Annotated in this window: 23 protein-coding genes and 1 tRNA gene; 12 read left to right on the forward strand and 12 right to left on the reverse strand. The window is 45.5% G+C overall.

Features of this window, described 5'->3' with window-relative positions; all coding sequences use genetic code 11:
* The first annotated feature begins 140 nt into the window (after window positions 1-140).
* The 3 genes from ACP2WE_RS20360 (at window position 141) to psb34 (ending at window position 2,428) form a co-directional block, all read left to right on the forward strand.
* Window positions 141-1,364, forward strand: a complete 1,224-nt coding sequence (locus tag ACP2WE_RS20360; protein WP_425217366.1) for a sensor histidine kinase — start codon at window positions 141-143, stop codon at window positions 1,362-1,364.
* Window positions 1,342-1,977 carry a response regulator gene (locus ACP2WE_RS20365; protein ID WP_425217367.1) on the forward strand — a complete coding sequence of 212 codons (636 nt, stop codon included), beginning with the start codon at window positions 1,342-1,344 and terminating at the stop codon, window positions 1,975-1,977. The genes ACP2WE_RS20360 and ACP2WE_RS20365 overlap by 23 nt, the downstream gene beginning before the upstream one ends.
* A 163-nt stretch (window positions 1,978-2,140) precedes the next feature.
* Window positions 2,141-2,428 (forward strand): photosystem II assembly protein Psb34, encoded by a 288-nt coding sequence (gene psb34 / locus ACP2WE_RS20370; RefSeq protein ID WP_425217368.1) that lies wholly within the window; start codon window positions 2,141-2,143, stop codon window positions 2,426-2,428.
* Between the two features lie 281 nt (window positions 2,429-2,709).
* Here the strand turns inward: psb34 and ACP2WE_RS20375 are convergent, their stop codons facing one another.
* Window positions 2,710-3,252, reverse strand: a complete 543-nt coding sequence (locus ACP2WE_RS20375) for a DM13 domain-containing protein (protein WP_425217369.1) — start codon at window positions 3,250-3,252, stop codon at window positions 2,710-2,712.
* A gap of 447 nt (window positions 3,253-3,699) precedes the next feature.
* On the opposite strand from ACP2WE_RS20375, the gene egtC reads away from it, so the two are divergent.
* On the forward strand, window positions 3,700-4,515 hold the full coding sequence (gene egtC, locus ACP2WE_RS20380; protein WP_425217370.1) for an ergothioneine biosynthesis protein EgtC: 816 nt from the start codon (window positions 3,700-3,702) through the stop codon (window positions 4,513-4,515).
* 4 nt (window positions 4,516-4,519) lie between these two features.
* Here egtC and psb32 read toward each other — a convergent pair whose 3' ends face one another.
* Complete coding sequence (psb32, locus tag ACP2WE_RS20385; RefSeq protein WP_425217371.1) at window positions 4,520-5,245, reverse strand: photosystem II repair protein Psb32; 726 nt, start codon at window positions 5,243-5,245, stop codon at window positions 4,520-4,522.
* Window positions 5,246-5,364: 119 nt separating this feature from the next.
* On the opposite strand from psb32, the gene ACP2WE_RS20390 reads away from it, so the two are divergent.
* Window positions 5,365-6,555: an SUMF1/EgtB/PvdO family nonheme iron enzyme gene (locus ACP2WE_RS20390; protein ID WP_425217372.1), complete on the forward strand. Its 1,191-nt coding sequence runs from the start codon at window positions 5,365-5,367 to the stop codon at window positions 6,553-6,555.
* Window positions 6,556-6,711: 156 nt separating this feature from the next.
* On the forward strand, window positions 6,712-7,476 hold the full coding sequence (locus ACP2WE_RS20395) for a hypothetical protein (RefSeq protein ID WP_425217373.1): 765 nt from the start codon (window positions 6,712-6,714) through the stop codon (window positions 7,474-7,476).
* Window positions 7,477-7,624: 148 nt separating this feature from the next.
* On the opposite strand, the gene ACP2WE_RS20400 is transcribed toward ACP2WE_RS20395, so the two are convergent.
* The gene (locus ACP2WE_RS20400; protein WP_425217374.1) at window positions 7,625-8,368 is read right to left on the reverse strand and encodes an SIMPL domain-containing protein; all 744 of its coding nucleotides are present in this window, start codon (window positions 8,366-8,368) and stop codon (window positions 7,625-7,627) included.
* 327 nt (window positions 8,369-8,695) lie between these two features.
* Here ACP2WE_RS20400 and ACP2WE_RS20405 point away from each other — a divergent pair, with 327 nt between their 5' ends.
* The 3 genes from ACP2WE_RS20405 to ACP2WE_RS20415 all read left to right on the forward strand — a co-directional run bounded on the left by ACP2WE_RS20405 (window position 8,696) and on the right by ACP2WE_RS20415 (window position 10,497).
* Entirely contained in the window at window positions 8,696-9,571 is an 876-nt protein-coding gene (locus tag ACP2WE_RS20405; protein ID WP_425217375.1) for an ABC transporter permease, read from the forward strand.
* Window positions 9,568-10,353 carry a hypothetical protein gene (locus ACP2WE_RS20410; protein WP_425217376.1) on the forward strand — a complete coding sequence of 262 codons (786 nt, stop codon included), beginning with the start codon at window positions 9,568-9,570 and terminating at the stop codon, window positions 10,351-10,353. Before ACP2WE_RS20405 ends, ACP2WE_RS20410 begins: the two co-directional genes overlap by 4 nt.
* 70 nt (window positions 10,354-10,423) lie before the next feature.
* Window positions 10,424-10,497, forward strand: a tRNA-Met gene (locus ACP2WE_RS20415).
* 126 nt (window positions 10,498-10,623) lie between these two features.
* On the opposite strand, the gene ACP2WE_RS20420 is transcribed toward ACP2WE_RS20415, so the two are convergent.
* Both ACP2WE_RS20420 and ACP2WE_RS20425 read right to left on the reverse strand, forming a co-directional pair.
* Window positions 10,624-10,950 carry a helix-turn-helix domain-containing protein gene (locus ACP2WE_RS20420; protein ID WP_425217377.1) on the reverse strand — a complete coding sequence of 109 codons (327 nt, stop codon included), beginning with the start codon at window positions 10,948-10,950 and terminating at the stop codon, window positions 10,624-10,626.
* A 1-nt stretch (window position 10,951) separates the two neighbouring features.
* On the reverse strand, window positions 10,952-11,335 hold the full coding sequence (locus ACP2WE_RS20425) for a type II toxin-antitoxin system RelE/ParE family toxin (RefSeq protein ID WP_425217378.1): 384 nt from the start codon (window positions 11,333-11,335) through the stop codon (window positions 10,952-10,954).
* 294 nt (window positions 11,336-11,629) lie between these two features.
* Here ACP2WE_RS20425 and ACP2WE_RS20430 point away from each other — a divergent pair, with 294 nt between their 5' ends.
* Both ACP2WE_RS20430 and ACP2WE_RS20435 read left to right on the forward strand, forming a co-directional pair.
* A complete protein-coding gene (locus tag ACP2WE_RS20430; protein ID WP_425217379.1) occupies window positions 11,630-11,896 on the forward strand; it encodes a hypothetical protein in 267 nt (88 codons plus the stop codon).
* A gap of 82 nt (window positions 11,897-11,978) precedes the next feature.
* Window positions 11,979-12,116: a hypothetical protein gene (locus ACP2WE_RS20435; RefSeq protein WP_425217380.1), complete on the forward strand. Its 138-nt coding sequence runs from the start codon at window positions 11,979-11,981 to the stop codon at window positions 12,114-12,116.
* A gap of 62 nt (window positions 12,117-12,178) precedes the next feature.
* On the opposite strand, the gene ACP2WE_RS20440 is transcribed toward ACP2WE_RS20435, so the two are convergent.
* The 7 genes from ACP2WE_RS20440 to ACP2WE_RS20470 form a co-directional block, all read right to left on the reverse strand.
* Window positions 12,179-12,280 (reverse strand): iron-sulfur binding domain-containing protein, encoded by a 102-nt coding sequence (locus ACP2WE_RS20440; RefSeq protein WP_425217381.1) that lies wholly within the window; start codon window positions 12,278-12,280, stop codon window positions 12,179-12,181.
* 48 nt (window positions 12,281-12,328) lie between these two features.
* Window positions 12,329-12,826, reverse strand: coding sequence for an HhH-GPD family protein (locus ACP2WE_RS20445; protein WP_425217382.1), 498 nt, complete (start codon window positions 12,824-12,826; stop codon window positions 12,329-12,331).
* A gap of 6 nt (window positions 12,827-12,832) precedes the next feature.
* Window positions 12,833-13,507 carry an SOS response-associated peptidase gene (locus tag ACP2WE_RS20450; protein WP_425217383.1) on the reverse strand — a complete coding sequence of 225 codons (675 nt, stop codon included), beginning with the start codon at window positions 13,505-13,507 and terminating at the stop codon, window positions 12,833-12,835.
* A gap of 387 nt (window positions 13,508-13,894) precedes the next feature.
* On the reverse strand, window positions 13,895-14,113 hold the full coding sequence (locus ACP2WE_RS20455) for an NblA/ycf18 family protein (protein WP_425217384.1): 219 nt from the start codon (window positions 14,111-14,113) through the stop codon (window positions 13,895-13,897).
* A gap of 60 nt (window positions 14,114-14,173) precedes the next feature.
* Window positions 14,174-14,398, reverse strand: coding sequence for a CAB/ELIP/HLIP family chlorophyll-binding protein (locus ACP2WE_RS20460; protein ID WP_425217390.1), 225 nt, complete (start codon window positions 14,396-14,398; stop codon window positions 14,174-14,176).
* Between the two features lie 321 nt (window positions 14,399-14,719).
* Complete coding sequence (locus ACP2WE_RS20465) at window positions 14,720-15,985, reverse strand: Y-family DNA polymerase (protein ID WP_425217385.1); 1,266 nt, start codon at window positions 15,983-15,985, stop codon at window positions 14,720-14,722.
* Between the two features lie 135 nt (window positions 15,986-16,120).
* On the reverse strand, window positions 16,121-17,872 hold the full coding sequence (locus ACP2WE_RS20470) for an endonuclease (RefSeq protein WP_425217386.1): 1,752 nt from the start codon (window positions 17,870-17,872) through the stop codon (window positions 16,121-16,123).
* Between the two features lie 237 nt (window positions 17,873-18,109).
* Here ACP2WE_RS20470 and ACP2WE_RS20475 point away from each other — a divergent pair, with 237 nt between their 5' ends.
* Window positions 18,110-18,247 carry a hypothetical protein gene (locus tag ACP2WE_RS20475; RefSeq protein WP_425217387.1) on the forward strand — a complete coding sequence of 46 codons (138 nt, stop codon included), beginning with the start codon at window positions 18,110-18,112 and terminating at the stop codon, window positions 18,245-18,247.
* Window positions 18,248-18,480 lie beyond the last annotated feature (233 nt).

Consider the following 18,480-nt stretch of genomic DNA (forward strand, 5'->3'; position numbering starts at 1 on the left):
AACAATTTAGAAGCAATACCCAGCGATCGCCAGAGATATATGTCCCGCTCTGTCAGGACAAATGTCCCAACCTCAAACAAACATCTTGGCATCCCGCTCGTTCGAGCAGTAAAGTGAAATATACGATTCTCTTACTTACGATGAAACTACATTCTCAAGCTTCGCCTCTGCGCCTATTATTAATTTTGGAGTGGATTTTGTTAGGCATTGTCGCGATCGCGCAAGTCTGGATGGCTACCTTGAATGGGGTCAGTATGCTTACAATCGCGAATGGCTTGGGATTAGGGACTTTGTGGCTAATGGGAAGGATATTACCCCAGCGATCGCTGCATAAATTGCTATTGCTTAGCTTTGAGTTCGGGTTAATTCTATGCATGATATTTTGGGGGCATATCCAGCTATTTCAATTGCTGTTTATTGTTTTAGTCATTCGTAACTGCGTTTTATTAGAGGGGCGATCGCGTTCGATTGTCACGGGGCTAACCTTTATTGCTGCCATTCTCGGTCAAGCCCATCGGCTGTATACACAAGGACTCGTGGTTAAAATTGCCCCCGACCAAATGGGGATTTTTTGGGTGGGTTTTTTCTTGATGTTTGGCTTGATCGTGCTGTTTTTACAATTACTCGTCGATGCGATTCTTTCGGAACGCAAAAGCAGAGAACAACTGATCGTCGCGAATACTCGTTTGCGCGACTATGCTTTGAAGGTTGAGGAGTTAGCCACAGTCCAAGAAAGGAACCGTATTGCCCGCGAAATTCACGATTCCCTCGGACATTCTCTCACAGGCTTCAATTTGTATCTAGAAGCGGCTTTGAGATTGCTCCACTCCGATCTCAAAGAAGCAGAGGATCTGATCGTCGAGGCAAAACAACTAGGCGCAATCGCTTTACAGGAAGTGCGGCAGTCCGTAGCGACCCTGCGATCGGATCCCCTCCAAGGGCGATCGCTGAAAGAATCCTTGGGTTCTCTGATCGAAGATTTTCACCGTTCTACGGGCATTTCACCCATTTGCCATCTATCCTTTAAGCCAATTCCCCATGAGCTTCAGACAGCTCTGTACCGCATTACACAGGAAGCCCTTACGAATATCCGCAAGTATGCCGCTGCCACAGAAGTAGAAATTTGCTTCCAATGCACACCCAATCTGCAACTAACCATTCGGGATAACGGCAAAGGGTTTGACTTGAGCCAAAACATTACAGGGTTTGGGTTGCAAGGTATGAGAGAACGAACGAGTGCTTTAGATGGTACTTTTGAAATAATTGCGGCATTGGGATCGGGATGCCAGATTATTGCCCAGTTCCCACTAGACAGCTCTTTTAGCGTTTATAGTAACCCCTATGATTCGGATTCTGCTGATTGACGACCAAGATTTAATTCGGCGAGGCATGAGAGCTTTGCTCAAGTCTGACCCCGAGCTACAAGTTGTGGGCGAAGGCAAAAATGGTCGCGAAGCGATCGCTTTTGTAGAATCTCTCCAACCCGATGTCGTACTCATGGATGTGCGGATGCCAGAAATGGATGGCGTGGCGGCTACGCGAGAAATTTCGCAACGGTTCCCCGAGGTCAAGGTACTGATTCTCACCACCTTCGACGATCGCGACTATATCACGGAGGCACTGCGGTTTGGCGCTGCGGGCTACCTGCTCAAAGACACGCCCTTTGAGGAACTCACCCAAGCAATTCGTCTCGTGCAAAAAGGCTATACGCAATTGGCTCCCGGTCTTGCCAGTAAGCTCCTAACGAGTCCGTCATCTGTTGCGACAAACCCTCCGTCAAACTTCTCGAAACTGACACCCAGAGAGCAGGAAATTTTAAAGTTGATTGCCAAGGGAGCTAACAATCAAGAAATTGCCGATGCCCTCTATATTTCCGAGAAAACCGTAAGGAACAATATCACCAATATTCTCGGTCAATTAGGACTGCGCGATCGCACGCAAGCTGCAATTTGGATGCACTCAGTCTTGCCTGAATGATTTCGTTCTGCCCATTCCATATTCCTTTAAATCAACGCCTATTCCCTCGTTCAAAGCCAAACCCTGAAATACGCTGAAACCTACTTCCTGCATACATTTATTAACATGAGAATTGGTGGGGAGCGTGCTATAATCTTCGTATAGAACTGAGAGGGAAATGAATATGCTTACGATGCAACCTCAAGAAATTGCAGAAGCAGATCGTCCTATTGCTGGCTCTGAACCACTCTCTGCTGAAATTCACACAGAAAGCGAAATACCTCTAGAGCATCTGCCCCTTGGCTACACGATGGATGAAACGGGTCTGCTCAACAACTACGCTATTCTTCCCAAGATTACCGAGGAAGATCCAGCTACAGCCGAATCGCAACGTCATATTGTCAATACAATCTTTACCGCCATGTTTATGGTTGTGGTGATGGTATTGATTGCCGTGACAGTAAGCTTGTAGGCATTGGGGGTGAATCCCCGCCTATAAAGATAAACAGCTACAATTACGATAAATAGACCAGCTCCACTGTGACAAACTTTTGTGACAAACCTTGCTAAGTTTCTCAATCGATTCCCAGTGGAGTTATGGCGGGCAGCAAAGGAGTCCGAGAACGATCGCAGAAGTATTACTATATTCAGGGAAAATCCAGCGAAGACAGGGATCTATATACTTCCATTTTTTTTGGTTTTGTCCGAGATTTCTTGAAAACCGCGATATAGTATTAGCCCCAAGACAAAGCCTCAAGACAAAGGGGCAAAACCAAAAGTAGCGTTAAACTTACGACACCAGATTGCTACAGACTTGTAACTATCTGGTTGAACATTTTTTGGAATCTCGTAGCGCTGTTTACCATTGAAACTTTTGAGAGGAGCAATTATTGTATAATCACTCTCAGCGATCGCATAATCAGGTGGTTGGGATATTTTCAGAATATTTGGCGATCGATGCAAAATCACAAATAGATCTGGTCCATTTTCTGATGTCTTAAAACCTTCATCAAGCTCAATAAAATAAGTTTCATTTTCTTGAACAATACTAGCCTTGCCGATAGTAGTATGCTCTGCACTTACAAAACTTCCAGTTCTCGATTTTGTGCTGGCTTTTGTATTAGTTTCTACGCTAGTTTTATCTTTCATGGCATCGCTTTTCATGGCATCAGCAGGCTTGGTGGCTGGAGTGGACTGAGTTGCGGAAGTTGCTTGGGAGGTGGGGGTAGCAGAACATGAAACAATTCCAGCAGTCACAGCCAAACCAGCAATAAGTCCAAGAAATCTGTAGTTCATCGTTGTAAGCTCTCATTCCAAAAAGTTAATGTGGAGTAATCCTCTCAGGGTTTACTTATTTGATATACGAATGAGTTAGCAAATTGGATGAAGGGCATCATCTGCCTACATCGTGTTAAAGCCCGAAACCAGAAATACTCTGTTTGAAGGGTTAAGAACAGAATTAGAAAAAAACTGCGGCGATCGCCTTTCGCTATCTTATGTTTCAGCTTTTCATGTGGCACAAAAAATAGGCTAATTCCCCGCAATGTCTACCCTGTAGGTGGTTGAGCGATTTTGACCTCGCCTGAGCCTGTCTCGGTCGGTTGGGCAAAGCTGAAACTAATCATTTCCACTCACGCATCAAGTCCCAAGTTTTTGGCAAAACTCGCTACACTTGTATACTCGGCGATCGCTTATTAATAAACGAGGATCTGTCGAAATATTTCCAAATTTAGTAAATACCTCATGTGTCGCTTACTTGGCTACTTTGGCCAACCTACCTTGCTAACCAATGTGTTAGAGGCTCCCGAGCATTCTCTCATCGTACAGAGTTATCAGCCTCGCGAAATGACCGCAGGGCTTTTAAATGCAGATGGGTTTGGCATTGGTTGGTATCACGCTCATCATGCTGACCAGCACTCAGCCCAATATGCTACCGAGCCCTATATCTACAAAAACACCTTACCGATTTGGAATGACATTAACCTGCCCCACCTGAGTCGCTATATTGAGTCGGGTTGCGTACTAGCGAATGTGCGTAGTGCCACCCCCGGACTCGCCGTGGACTTGAGCAATTGTCAGCCCTTTCGCCACGAACAAATTCTCTGCATTCATAATGGCTTTATCGATAATTTTCGGCGATCGCTTTATCGTCCGATTCGCAACCAACTTAGCGACCAGTTTTATCAGGGCATTCACGGCACAACCGACTCTGAGCATATCTTCGCGTTGCTCTTGTCAAATCTAGAGCTTTTAGGTAAAGAAAATTTAGCTGAAGCGTTGCAAAAGACTTTGATCCAGATATTGATTTGGGCAAGAGAATTTGGCGTATCGGCTTCCCTAAACGTGGTAATTAGTAACGGTCTTCAACTGGTTGCTTCGCGCTGTGCTACCCATTCCCCTGCGCCATCGCTCTATTGGCTAAAGGAAGATTCGCGCCTTCCTAATGCGGCGATTGTTGCTTCTGAGCCATTGTTTGAGAATGCGGCATGGCAACCCTTTGAGGAGAATACGATCCTATCCATCGAACGCGATCGCCACACCTCAATTCTTTATCTCTAGGTTGTTACGACTGATTTTGGAACCAGTAATAGGTAACCATAGGAATGATCGTAGCGGCAATTAAGAGAACGATCACAAGCACGGTAGAACCACCAATATCAGTGTCCTCGGCTTTGGTGTAATTACTGGTCTCGCCTTTTTCCTCAACGATCGCTGGAGGTCCTGGATCGGGCTTACCCGTGAGAATGAGAGCGAGACGATTGGTTCCATCGGCGACAGCTTGGTTATAGTTTGCCTTTTGAGTGGGAACGAACATGGTTTCCAGTGCCACACTCTTAGCTTGCTCTTCGTTTAGTAAGGCTTTAACCTTGTCTCCTATTTGAAAAGCCGTCCGATGATCCTCTGTGGCAATCAGGAGTAGGGCTTGGTTGGCTTTATCGGCATCCGTGGGAAACCACTTGTCAAACAACTCTGTTGTAAACTGCGCCACAGGTTGACCAAAATCAATGCGATCTACGGTTACAAACCTGACTTGCAGTCCCGTATCTTTTGCCAAATCTTTAAGCTGGTTAGTTGCAGCCGCCTCGGTGCTGGTACTCAATACGCCCGCACCATCGATCACCCAAGTTTGACCGTTCTTTGTCTCGATCTCCGCCAAACTTGGGATGTCATAGACTTCAAGCGCGATCGCTGCTCCTGTAAACAGGTGACAGGTGGCAAATAGAACTAAACCAACGAGGATCAGGCGCGCGATCGCTTGTTTGGTTAGCTGTTTGAGATGCTTTAACATTTCTAAACTCTCGACGACATACTTGGCATTGTTTTAAGATGACATTTTAGCAACCACTGGGGATTGATTGATATATCCCGTAACAAAACCTCGTAACACCTCTAACAAAGCTTGGATTCATGCTTAAATCTCAGAGTTACTTGCTGTCTGGACAACTTACCAAGTCACAGGTTAAGCAATGGTATCAACAATGCCGCCAAGCCACCCTGTCGCTATTTGAGGGCATCGATCGCGCCACATTTTGCCGCCAAGCACACCCTGATTTTAGTCCAGTCGGTTGGCATCTCGGACATATCGCCTTTATCGAGTCTGTTTGGATTCTTAACAAAGCCGCTGGATTGCCAGCCATTGCTCCCCACTATCACCGTTTGTTTGCTGCCGATGGTCTTCCTAAAGCGGAACGAGATAATTTACCTCCGTTCGAACAGATTTGCGATTACCTCAACTGCGTGCGCGATCGCGTATTTCTCTATCTAGAAGATGCTTCTCCCGAACAATTTCGGCAACAGGAACGTCTATGGTGCTGGTTACTGCAACATGAAAGCCAACATGCCGAAACAATTACCTTAGTTTTACATCTCCACGATTTATCAGCCGAAAAGTCACAATTCCCAAGACTGGAATTCAGGAATTCTTCGTTCAGTAGCGAAGATACTCCCAATCTGAATCACGAGATCGAGATTCCAGCAGGTTCCTTTCAGCAGGGCTACGAAGGATTAGATGCCTTAGATAATGAATCTCCGCCTCATTCTGTGTATCTAGAGGCATATTCGATCGATCGCTATCCCATCACCCGCGCTCAATATAGGGAATTCATCCAATCTGGCGGTTATCAGCAGTCGCAATGGTGGTCAGAGGCGGGTTGGCAATGGTTACAAACGACTCTGGCGCAAGGTGAAGAGATTGTCCATCCCCTCTATTGGAATGCTTGGCAAAACAGTTACGATTTTGACCCAGTTTGTGGCATTAGCTGGTACGAAGCGGATGCCTATGCGAGATTTACAGGAAAACGCTTGCCAACCGAAGCCGAGTGGGAAAAGGCTGCAAACTATTTGAATTTGAATGCGGAGCGCGAACACTCCATGCTCGGCAATGTCTGGGAATGGACTTCCACCCTATTTCATCCCTATCCCAAATTTACACCGTTTCCATATACGGGTTACTCTAGCGCCTATTTTGACGATCGGCATTTTGTGCTTAAAGGGGGCAGTCGAGCTACACAACCTTGGGCATTACGTCCAACCTTTCGCAATTGGTATCATCCCTATGTTCGCCAAATCTTTGCAGGCTTGCGATGCGTGCGTTCCTAAATAAAATCCCTCCTAATACGTATGACGTAACCCTGAGCGAAATGCTATCAATTTCTCTAGTGGGGGAATACTAAATTTTAGATACGGCGTACAAACATATGCCGAGCCAAATTAAACAGGGAGGTTATCCCCTGTTTTGTCATTTTTAAGGCGCTTATGTTAAAAAAACAAGAAGTCATTGCAGTGAACCCCAATCAACCGATGGGGCAAATAGGAAATTTGGCAGATCTGATGCGATCGCTGCAAACGCCCACAGGCGTGTCGTTATTAGTCATTCTTCTGTTTGGGGCGATCGGTGTCAGCATATTCGGCTACTTTAAATTTCATCAAGTTAACGAGCAAAGGAAGCTAGAAAAGCTCAAAAACAGCGAACTCATTCGCAAACTTAAGTTCGCGCTTCATACGATCTCAGAACAAGAGCGCAATCCCGATCTCATCCATTCCAGAGAATTTAATCTCGATTACCTGAGTATGCGTATGGATGAAGAAGAATTTCGAGACACGATCATGGCTCAGATCAAACTCTATCTCCGCCAAAGAGTTGCGCCCACGATCATGCCCCTCAAACGAGAAGAGAGAGAAAAAGTAGGAAGTCGCAAAGTTGATGTGACGTTTGATGTCCATTACATGCCCGATCACCACGACAATTCCCAAGCAAGAGTGTTATTTCGCATCCAAATCAAGTTGGCAAAACTGCCTACCCAAAGCGCCCAAAGTAGTATCAATGATATTGCGATCGCCCTAGAGAACTTTATGATTGCCACAGAGAGTACGAGGAATTGGCAACCTACAATTCAAGGCAAACTTGCCGTAATCAGTTGGGATCAGAAAGCAAAACCCACACCCCTATTGGTGATCGAACAAACAAACGAAGGTTCAAACGTCAGCTTTCGCACCCGTAAGATCTTTGCAAAACGTTAGTTCTATTAAATAATCGTCAAAGCTAATTTAGCGCTCCTTAATTGTTTGCGAACGTGGCAAGATGCAGGCAAGATGCCTGCGCTACGAATTGAAACAACCTTTACAATGTCTATAGTCAATAGCTAATTGTAATTGCAAGCACGATTATTTAGTAAGTGATTTCCAGCGTAACGGAAGCCTGAACTTTTTGCTCGCCCCCCACGACCGAAGTCACATTTCCATCTGCTTTGGCAAACGTAGACTGATTCAGCAGAACTGGAGGGGAATAGGATTCATTGCCAATCCGAATTGTGCGGATGGATTGTGCTTTGAGGTTAAGCGAACTGAGTACGGCGTTAGCCTGATCTTGAGCATCCTTCACTGCATCCTGTAATGCACCATTGCGTGCGGCCTTAATTGCTTCATCAGGAGCAAGAAAACTGATTTGATCGATACGGTTTGCGCCCACTGCTACGATCGCATCGAGTGTCGCTCCCGAACGTTCGATCGAAGTTACAAAGCTGATACTGTTCTGTCCTGTAAAACCTTCTTGCCGTTGACGATTATTCTCATAGACATATTTGGGGCTTAAGTTTATGCCCGTGGTTTGTAGCTTTTCCACCTGTAGTTCTTTCAATTTAGCAAGCACGAGATTGGTCTTGCGCGCAATATCTGCCTGTACTTCTTCCGCTGTTTTCCCTTCTACCGCCACTGCCACTTGAACCCTTGCCCTTGTGGTTTGCACGGAGCGATCGCCTTGTCCTGTCACAGTTAACACGCGACTCTGTTTGACTTCTTGAGCTGCGACTGAGGGAATAAATGTCGCGATCGGTGTAGCCAGAATAAATACCGTGGAGAGCAATGTTGTGGCTTGTAATGCCTTGATAGTTCTAGAAAGACTGATTTTAGACATGATGTTTAATATGTTCCTAAACCCTTTGACAATTTGTAGATTAACGCAGCTTAGCTCAGTGGCAAGCTTGGTTACTAATATAGCAACAGGAATTTTTTAGGTTCCTGCACTAAGGTTCTTGCACGTAAGATCTCACCCTGAATAGCCTATAAATTGCTTGGAATGATGCACTGTAGTCCCCAGAAGCAGATCCTGCATAAAATTCAATTGACTCAATTTGCCATTCTGAGAATTTCAACAGTTACCAATCTCTAGAATTCGCTTTCACTAGAGTTAGACTATATTAGATAGCTTCACCTTAATGGATTGGATAGGAATTTAGCAGTCATGACTCAAACCTCACCTGTTGTGACCGATTTACCCGAAACGACTTACGCGGACAACCCAGGATTTTTTTCTGCTGAGTTTCGCCAAGAAACCCTTGCCCTGACTAAACGTTGGTTTATTCAACTGCGTCGTCGTCCTACAACCCTGATTGCAGGCGTGTTGCAGCCCCTGATGTGGTTGGCTTTATTTGGCGCGTTGTTTCGCTATGCCCCCGAAGGTATGTTCGGCGAAGGACAAACCTATATCCAGTTTTTAGCCGCTGGAATTATTGTCTTTACCGCATTTAGTGGTGCACTTAACTCGGGCTTACCGCTGCTATTCGATCGCGAGTTTGGTTTTCTGAACCGCATCTTGGTTGCACCTTTGGCATCCCGCTATTCCATTGTGTTTGCCTCTGCCATCTTTATCATTTCTCTCAGCGTGGTTCAGACCATAGCGATCGTCGCGGTCAGCAACTTTATGGGCGCAGGGCTACCAACCCTTGCAGGCTTAGGCGTAATGTCATTGGCAATAATTTTGCTAGTGGTGGGCTTTACCATGTTGAGCTTGGGGTTAGCCTTTGCCATGCCGGGTCACCAAGAGCTGCTTGCCTTTATCTTTTTGGTAAATCTACCCTTGATTTTCTCTAGCACTGCTTTAGCCCCCTTGGCATTTATGCCCACTTGGTTGCAATGGGTAGCGAGCTTAAATCCGCTCTCGTTTGCGATCGAACCGATTCGCTATGTTTATAGCCATAGCAGTTGGGCTTGGGATAGTGTAATTTTGACTGCCCCTTGGGGAAATGTTACCTTACTAGGCTCTTTACTGGAATTAACCGCCTTTGCGATCGCGGTCGGCTTAGCAATTCGGGGGATCTTGCGTCGAGGCGTGGCATGAATGTGGAAGTAGGGGTAAGTGCTTTTACCGATAATTGGGCCTATCTCAAAGCTGAATTGGCTTGGTTAGATCGGGTACTGATGCGCGCGATCGCTAAGCAAAGAATCACGGGTCAAGAAATCGATCGCGTGGCGCGATCGGCAACGGACAAGGCAACCAGCCATTGGTGGAAAGGGTTTATTAATCTCGATCCTACCTTGGGCGGCAGGCAGGTTAAGCAGGATCTTTCCTTGCAAATGCCCCATGCTCTGGGTCGCTATGGCGATCGCCTTGCCAAAAGCTTTGACCAAGGCATTCCTTTAGGTATCCCTACCCTATGCAAGCATTTAGACCTCAGTAAGTTTGAGCGCGACTTGCTGGTACTCTGCCTCGCGCCTGAGATCAGCCGCCGCTATGAAAAGCTCTATGCCGTTCTAAACAACGACGAAGAAAATTGCAGCCAACCCACTGTAGATTTAGCGTTGCGGCTATTTTGTCACTCCGATGCCGAGTGGCGAGTTGCCAGAAATATGCTAATGCCCAAAGCCCCCTTAATCAAGCATAAACTGCTAGAAATTTATCAAGGTAAAGGCTCATCGCGATCGCTTTTAGCCCGTAATCTCTGCCTTCCAGACAAGGTAGCCACCTATTTGCTCAGCGAAGATCATCCGATCGAAACCATTTTACCCAAACGCAGACCTAGAAAGGCTAGCAAGGCGATTAGCCCTCCTGTCGAGCGTGAGTTACTGGTTACTGGTAATGGGATGCTTTCTGGAAGCGATCGCGCCGAAAACCCAATCTAGAAATTTTCTATAGAGTTGTATGTTTATGATAAGATTTAAAACCTTGGCTATGATAAATTTATAGCTGTTAGGCAGCATAGCTCAGTTGGTTAGAGCGACGGTCTCATAATCCGTAGGTCCCGTGTTCAAATCACGGTGCTGCTATTATTCAAAATCTTTTCTATACTTGTGTTTGGGCGATACTTACGCCTACTCATGGCGACTTGAGTCTACTCGAAATAACTTAAAACTACTGCGAATCTTGTCATAGTTTTTGTCATAGTAGAGTCATTAGACCACGACAACACTAGTTTTGGGCTGATTTAATTGCGTGTTTGGAATAACGCGAATTTCTACATTGCTTCCCAATATATTGAGAAATCGGAAAAGGCGTTCTGTAGAGAAGCCTGATAATTTACCGCGTACTAATGCCGATACTTTAGGTTGATCTATTCCTAAAAGTTCTGCCGCTGCGACCTGGGTAAGTTGTTTATTAGAAATTAGGTTGCTAATTTGCCGAACGAGTTCTGCCTTGACTAGCAATTCATCGGAATTGGGAAGTCCTAAATCATCAAAGACATTACCGCTTCCCGAATAAACTTTTACTTCTTCAGTCATTTTATTTCTCCTTCTTTTTTTGCTTTGAGTCTCTACTTTCGTAGTGCTCTTGAGCCCGTTTAAGTCGAGCTTCAATCAGATCTATATCTTGCTTAGGAGTGGAAATCCCCCGTTTTGATTTTTTCTGAAAGGCATGAAGAACGTAGACAATTCCTTCAAATTTCACCGTATAGACTGCTCTGTAGGTGTCTTTATCAAAATCTTCCACGATTTCGAGAACACCAGCACCAGTGAAGCCTTTTAGAGGTTTTGCATCGGGATGCTTTTCACCTAATTGAGCGAGGTACAGTGCATAACCCATCTCTTCCCGAACATTCTCAGGAAAATCCCGTAAATCGTCGTTGGAACTGCCAAGCCACTCGATAGATTTTAATGAAAGGCTCATGACTAGAATTATGCTATTTTTAGCATATTGTGTCAAATAATATTCTGGATCGGCGATCGCATAGCGTTCTAGGGGAATTTCTCCAACAGCATAGCAATGTACGCTATACGATCGCTATCGCACTTGTAACGGGTAGCGCTCCACTTATGCACCTACATAAAAACAGATAAAAGGCTTTAACAGCATGGGTTGTCAGCTATTCTAAGAGTATCTTGAGGTGACCTTTACTTCGATACTCTCAAGACAGAAGCCTATTAGTCTCAAGGTTAAAATAGACGAAACTGGAGCAAAAATATGAATTTTCAGCAATGCGTCGAACTGGCAAAACAAAGCACACCCGAAAATTTTATTTGTATAAATCCGCAAGTCGAGCTGTGCCGAGAAACTGAGGTATTCATTGGAAAATTAAGCGATCGCCCGAAAGACTGGAAGCCTCTCGCCATTGTTGGTGATGTAGCAGAGATGCAAAAAGCTCATGGAACTGCTCGCACCATGACCTATTACATCAAGCCTAAAAGTATAAGTTTTGGATATCAGCGCGATCGAGAAAATGCTGATTAGGCAGAATGTAAGTTAGATGATTGCGATCGCAGGCAAGGCTGATAGCTGTATTCCAATCAACACCTCCTTGAACTAGTTTTTCATGCCCTCACAATTCTCGTATATCTCGGCGATCGCATGGCGTTCTAGGAGAATTTTGCCAAAGTTGTTGCGCTATCATCTCGATCCGATCGCGATCGCACTTTGTATAGGGCAGCGAACCATCTATGCATCTGTCTGAAAGTCGCAAAAAGACTTTTACATTGATGCCTTGTGTAGCTTCATCTGTAATTGCCTCGCAATCTAGGCACTAGCAAAATAGCAGCATTTTTCTTGCAACGGACATTCTTCACAATGGGGCTTTCTGGCAGTACAGACGATCGCCCCGAAATCCAATAGCGTCAAATTCCACCTGCTAACGTTGCGTTTGGGCGCGATCGCATCTGCCGCAGCCTAGAGGATTTTACAACGAGATTTGACCCGCTCTCCTTTCAAACCAAAGAACCGTTCTATAATTCGCGCCACATTGGTATCGAGTACCGCTGCTGGTTGTCCGAAAGCATTCGCGCAAATAGAACGAGCTGTATATTTGCCAACACCAAGGAGCAAAAGCAATTCTGCCTCCAACGCTGGAATTTTGCCTTTGTGCTTATCCATGACAATCCTTGCCGAACTGCACAACCGCTCTGCTCTGAAAGAAAGCCCCAGCGGTTGCAGGATTTGGTTTGCGTCCTCAACCGAGGCAATTGCCAGTACTTCCAAAGTTAGGTACTGAGCCATAAACTCCTCGTAGATCGGCGAAGCTGTCGCAGCTACAGTTTTTTGCAACAGAAATTCAGCAACAAAAATAGAGTAGGGATCTGTCGTTCGCCTCCACGGAAAGTCACGCAGGTTGTGATTTGCCCACGCTGCGAGTTTAGATTGAAACCATGCCACAGTTTTCTTTTTCATCTCGCCTCATGCCAAGATCGAAGGTTGCAGGCATTCAGGACTATCATTCTTGGGGCTGTTAACTTTAGTGCCGACAGGATGAGACACCATGAACTCAGATGGATAGGGTACGAGCAAAGCTTGCAAGCGATCGCTGCGGGTGAATTTGGGATCGAGCCAAAGGTCGTAGTCTTTGGGATGGAGGATGACAGGCATCCGATCGTGGATCGGACTGACTAAATCGTTTGCCTCTGTCGTCAAGATCGTGCAGGTTTCTACAATGTCGCCTTCCTTGCTTTCCCATCGTTCCCACAGTCCCGCAAAGGCAAAAGGACTGCTATCCTTCAAGCCAATGAAAAAGGGTTGTTTCTTGCTTCCTTCTAAGCGCTGCCATTCGTAGAAGCCATCGGTGGGAATCAGACATCGCCTATGTTTAAAGGCATATCGAAAAGAAGGTTTTTCAAAAGCAGTCTCGGATCGGGCGTTAATGAGCTTGTACCCAATCGCTGGATCTTTTGCCCATGAAGGAATCAGCCCCCATCGCAACCAAAGTAGTTTGCGGGGTTCATCTAGTCTCTGCACGATCGCAGCGATCGGCTGAGAGGGAGCGATGTTGTACCGAGGTGGGAGGTCTTCGACATCTACCTCAAACGCCTCGGCGATCGCTTCTGCTGAATGAAATTGGGTAAATCGTCCGCACATACCTTTAATCTAATGCAAAATATGAAAAATCGCCCATCAGGAGGGCGATCGTGGTTTTGTGGAGTATTGGGAATATTTCACTGGTTCAGCTTAGCAAAGAAACTAGATATAGTAGCGTAGCCTTACGAACACCCACATTGCACCATATATATAGTGGTATATTGCGATCGCGTGAGGGCATTGAGGTTTGACGATCCCGAAATAATGTTCGAGAAATTTAAACTAAAGCCTCGGTTCTCAAGCCTTCACAATAAGCAGATCGCGAACAGAAATACTGCGATGGTTAAACTAGATTCCACGAAAAGGGGAAAGGGCGAATCCTTGAATTTATGCAGCATAATAGCTTCCAAAAGTAAAATCGACTAGATCTAAACTTTGAACCAGAGATTAACCATCGGCGAGCATATTGGAAGCGATATCAAAATTTTTGCCGATGCCCCAAGCTTCCTTAAGCATTTCACGAAAAGTCATTGATTGATAGAGCATTGATTCCTGCAACCGAATCAACAATTCATGAGCGTCTTCCTGAGAGAGCCGACGAACCTGAACTTCAAAGACTTGAAGTTCAAACTGTTGTTCGAGCGATAACTGTTTGCGAATATCCATAGATTTTCTGCGACTTATAGGATCTGTGTCTGGTCGATAAAAGTGAATTCGATTGAAGATTTATAGATTGTTAAGCCACCAGATCAAACCGTGCTTGGTTAAAACTTCTATGACGAGAAGAGAGGCAAATCCAATCATGGCATAGCGACCGTTTAGCTTCTCGGCAAAGGGAGTAAAGCCTGAGCGAGCAGTTTCTTCAACATATAGTTGAGGCTCGATCGCGTAGTTGTTGAGCAGCCCTCCATCGGTTACGGTGTAACCGCTTACTAACGTGGCATTTACCAATCGATCGCCATTACGGCGCTGACTTGCTTGGACTTCCGCAGGAATTAGCTCGCTCCCATCACTATAGCGACCTGACTCAAGCGTTTTTTCTAAGGTAGAGATCTCAGCTATGCGCTCGTTGAGGATGCGTGCGGCTTTTTCGGTATCGATCTTGTATGTGCTAGTCATCGGCTTTGTTCCTTTTTTGTGTTTCTTATGTAAAGAATTGTAACAACAGCTCGATTGCGCTACATCTAGCTGAAGGCGTGTCTGTCATTACTTTCTAGCATTCATAAAGACTTATTCACAAAGAGATACCAAGGGAATCTTACTTTCCCTGCTTTAAGCCCTCACGATAGGCAGTTCGTCCCATCGGCTCGTATACCTCGGCGAGCTCATATCGCGTTTCATCGCCCAAGGTTTCTGAAGTCCTTCGCTGGCGAACTTAATTGCCCCAGTCCCGAAACGAGCGTTGAGAGAGTCCATCGCAGCCATCAGCTTTTCATCTCGCGGATCGACGGCATTGGATAGTAAGTCGAGTTGCACCGATTCAGCCGCACTTAGTTCGCTCAAGATTACGCCGCATTTCTTGTAGCTGAAGCCATCTTGGAAAATATTTGTCATGCACTGTTTGGCAAAGCGAATCATCACCTGAGTGCTATTTATCGCAGTAGGAAGAGAAACGGTAACTGAGTTGCTGTATTGCTCGTCTGTGGGTTTGAAGCGATTCGTCGATATAAATACCCCCAAGACCGAAGCCTTCAGTCCTTTATGCCTTAGTTTTGCCGCTGCACGGGCTGCGTGATAGGCGATCGCTTCGTGCAGGTGTTCTAGCGTTGTAGCTGGAGTTCCAAACGATCTAGAACAAATCATATTTTTCTGTGGCGGTGCGATCGCTTCGATGGGGAGACAAGATAGTCCCTGTAGTTCGTGCGCGATGCGAACTCCCACGATGCCAAAGATTTGCTTGACCAGAGGTTCTCTGGCATCTCTTAGCTGTTTTGCCGTACCAATGCCGTGCGATCTCAAACGAAAACCCAATCGCCGATTGATGCCCCAGATATCTTCAATTTCTAAGTTGGTCAACACCCTCTCTCTGATAGCTGGCGTTAGCAGCTCGGCAACGCCAGATGGCGATTTTTTAGCTACGATACTTGCTGCTTTCGCTAAGGTTTTTGTAGCAGCGATACCGATGCCTGTAGGAATGCCAGTCCATTGCAAGATTTTCGCTCGCAGTTCCGTGCAAAACTCCATCAGTCGCTCTGTCTCCCAATGGGAAAACCCTGACAAGTCGAGAAAGCACTCGTCAACGGAATAAATTTCTACTTCTGGAACTGAATCACAGAGAACTTGATAGACTCGGTGACTCAAATCGCCGTATAGCTCGTAGTTTGACGACAGCACGATAGCACCACCGCGCTCGAGGGCGGCTTTGTGTTTGTGGTAGGGAGCCCCCATCGGGATGCCCAGCGCTTTTACTTCGGGCGATCGCGCGACGATACAGCCATCGTTGTTGGACAAGACGACGACGGGCTTGCCCTCAAGGGCAGGGTTAAAGACGCGCTCGCAGCTAACGTAGAAGCAGTTGCAGTCAACCAGCGCAAACATATTTGATATTCGTAACGATAATCATATTCTATTGTGAGGGTGGTGGTGTTGGTTGCGATCTCGCCAGCAAAAAAACGCCTCTTGTGGGAGGCGCTCTAAGTCGCTATGTAAAGTGGCTGTAAATGCCTTGGAATACTAAGGGCAGTAAGTTCTAGATGCTAATGTCTTATCTAAAACAAAGGGATTTTCGTTACCTTGGTACTCAACAATGGCATGGGAACGTGAAAGTTCAGCAGTATCAACGGGGTCTTGTTGATGCCACTCACAAAGTGTTTTTTGTTGTTTTTGGAAAAAATTCGGATCTTCACTGTCAGCTTGAGACTTGTACAAGGTGTAGAAGTAAAACACCGCTCTAGCGGCGTTGCCTTTATGATCTTCACGCGGCTCGAAAACGTTTAGATCTGATTCGCTATATTCATTGATGCTACTAGTAGGAATCTGAGAGGACTCGCTACCTTTTAAAAGCCATCTTTTTGTTTTGTCGTCTGGAATATCGCCGAAAGGGTCATTGTCGCGTAAGGAGTTAGCACGATCCCATGTAGGAAAAAGATGGTGAATGTCGCTTTTAGCTTTGCCGTTAGCTCCTTTGCTCTGTGGGTATGTGTGTTCGGTGTTTATTCCTTCTTCCCTAGCTTCGTCTACGGGTGGAATAGGTTCGTCCAGTTGAATTTTGTATCCGCTATAGACATCTTCGATAGTGTTACTTTTGTTGTCAATGTCACTAAATATTGCTTCTCTGGCAGCTCGGTAGCTGAGAGTTTTTTTGGGTGCGAACTCAAGAGCTAATTTCTTGAGAAGCTCTTCCCTAGTAAGACTCGGGAAGATTGCTGAAATTGGAGAGGGAGAAGGCTGAATGGTAGGGACAGGGATAGGCGTACTTGCGGGGACAGGTGCAGCAGTGATGGTGAAGCGAGATACTAGTGGATCGTGATCGCTAGCGTGGTCGCTAAACCCAATATTTATGTGAACGATATCAATTTCTGGGTTTGCAGTGCTGAGATTGGGGCTGATCAGAATGTGGTCGAGGACTTGTTTTTTCCCTTGGAATTTAAAGGTAAAGCGATCGCTAGGGGGAATTTGTTCGATTAGATTGGTAAGTATATTTCCTTTAAGAGCTTTGAGTGGCTCAGATTCAACGAAGTCATTGAGATCGCCAAGGACAACTACTTTGGCTTTAGAATCTGCTTTTAGAATTTTGGCTGCAAATTGGTTAACTATTTGTGCTTGCTTAAGCCTTTGCGTATCGGCTGCGGCTCCACCTCTTTTGGAGGCAAAGTGATTGGCAATGACGAAGAGTTGCTGTCCATTGAAAGTAAATTCGGCAATGAGGGGTTTGCGACTGTTGACAAAAGCTGGGTTTGTGGGGTCGATACGCCCTGGGTTAAGAGAGAGAGTAACGGAGGGAGAAGTTAGGACGGATGTGATTTTGATTGCATTGCCTGGATTACCATTGGCAAGGGTGATGCGTTTGGGGTTGTAGAGAAATCCGACGCGAATATTGCCGCCTGGTTCGCCACCATCGTTATCATCTTGAGGATCGATACTGGAAAATTTATATTCAGGTCCACCTGCGCTTTTAATGGCATCAATCAGAGTTTTAAAGGTGAGATCGGCAGCCACAATGCTGTCATCAACTGCACCGTTGTTATCCTGAACTTCGATTAATGAGAGGATGTCTGGAGATTTGAGATCGTCTACGATATCTTTACTGAGTTGGTCAAAGCGACTATCTCTAGGATCGAGGTTTTCGACATTATAAGAAGCAATGGTTACTTTAGTCTTATTACCGATGAGAGTTGTCGCGGGGGATGATTGAGCGTAAATGGGAGATGATAATGTCCACAGTGAAGCTAGGAGGGAGATGATAAAGGCTAGGATTAATTTCATATTTTTCTCCTTGTAGTAATATCACGTTATCGATTTAGTGGCAGTTTCTAGGTTAAGTGATATTTAAATTTTCTTGACTAAAAGAAATCTTGCGCCAGCCTTTGTTACTAGTAGACTATGGCTGTTATGCAATGGGATTACGTATGAATGCAGATGAAGTTTATCAAATATGATGCTGGGGATTATTTTAGGAATCGTCGGTCAGGGAGTAAGGGTAATCGTAGGTCAGGGAGTAAAATGTCAGACGAGAGTGTTAATAGCGACAAAAATTTTGACGCCAAACGGCTGCTCTTTAGCTTGGGCATCGGAGGGGTTGCAGGGGGCTTAGGAGCGCTCGGTCAGAGGTTAGATAAAGAAATGTTACTGACTCTATAGTGTCAGTTAGCGTAATTAATTTTGAACTAATCATAGGAAGCAAGCATAAGACTATGTCTCAAGGGAAAGAAACGACAGTCCTGATTTTGAGTCTGTTAGTAATACCAATTTAAATTATATTGGCAACAGATAGGGCTTCCAAAATGAAAGGATATCCAGTAATCGATGCTATAACTTGGGGAGTTAATTCTGCTAGAAGTTGGTCTACCTTTTCCCTAAGTTCAGCCAGAGTA

The organism is Tumidithrix helvetica PCC 7403, assembly GCF_965232925.1.
Classification (GTDB): Bacteria; Cyanobacteriota; Cyanobacteriia; order Pseudanabaenales; family Pseudanabaenaceae; genus Tumidithrix; species Tumidithrix helvetica.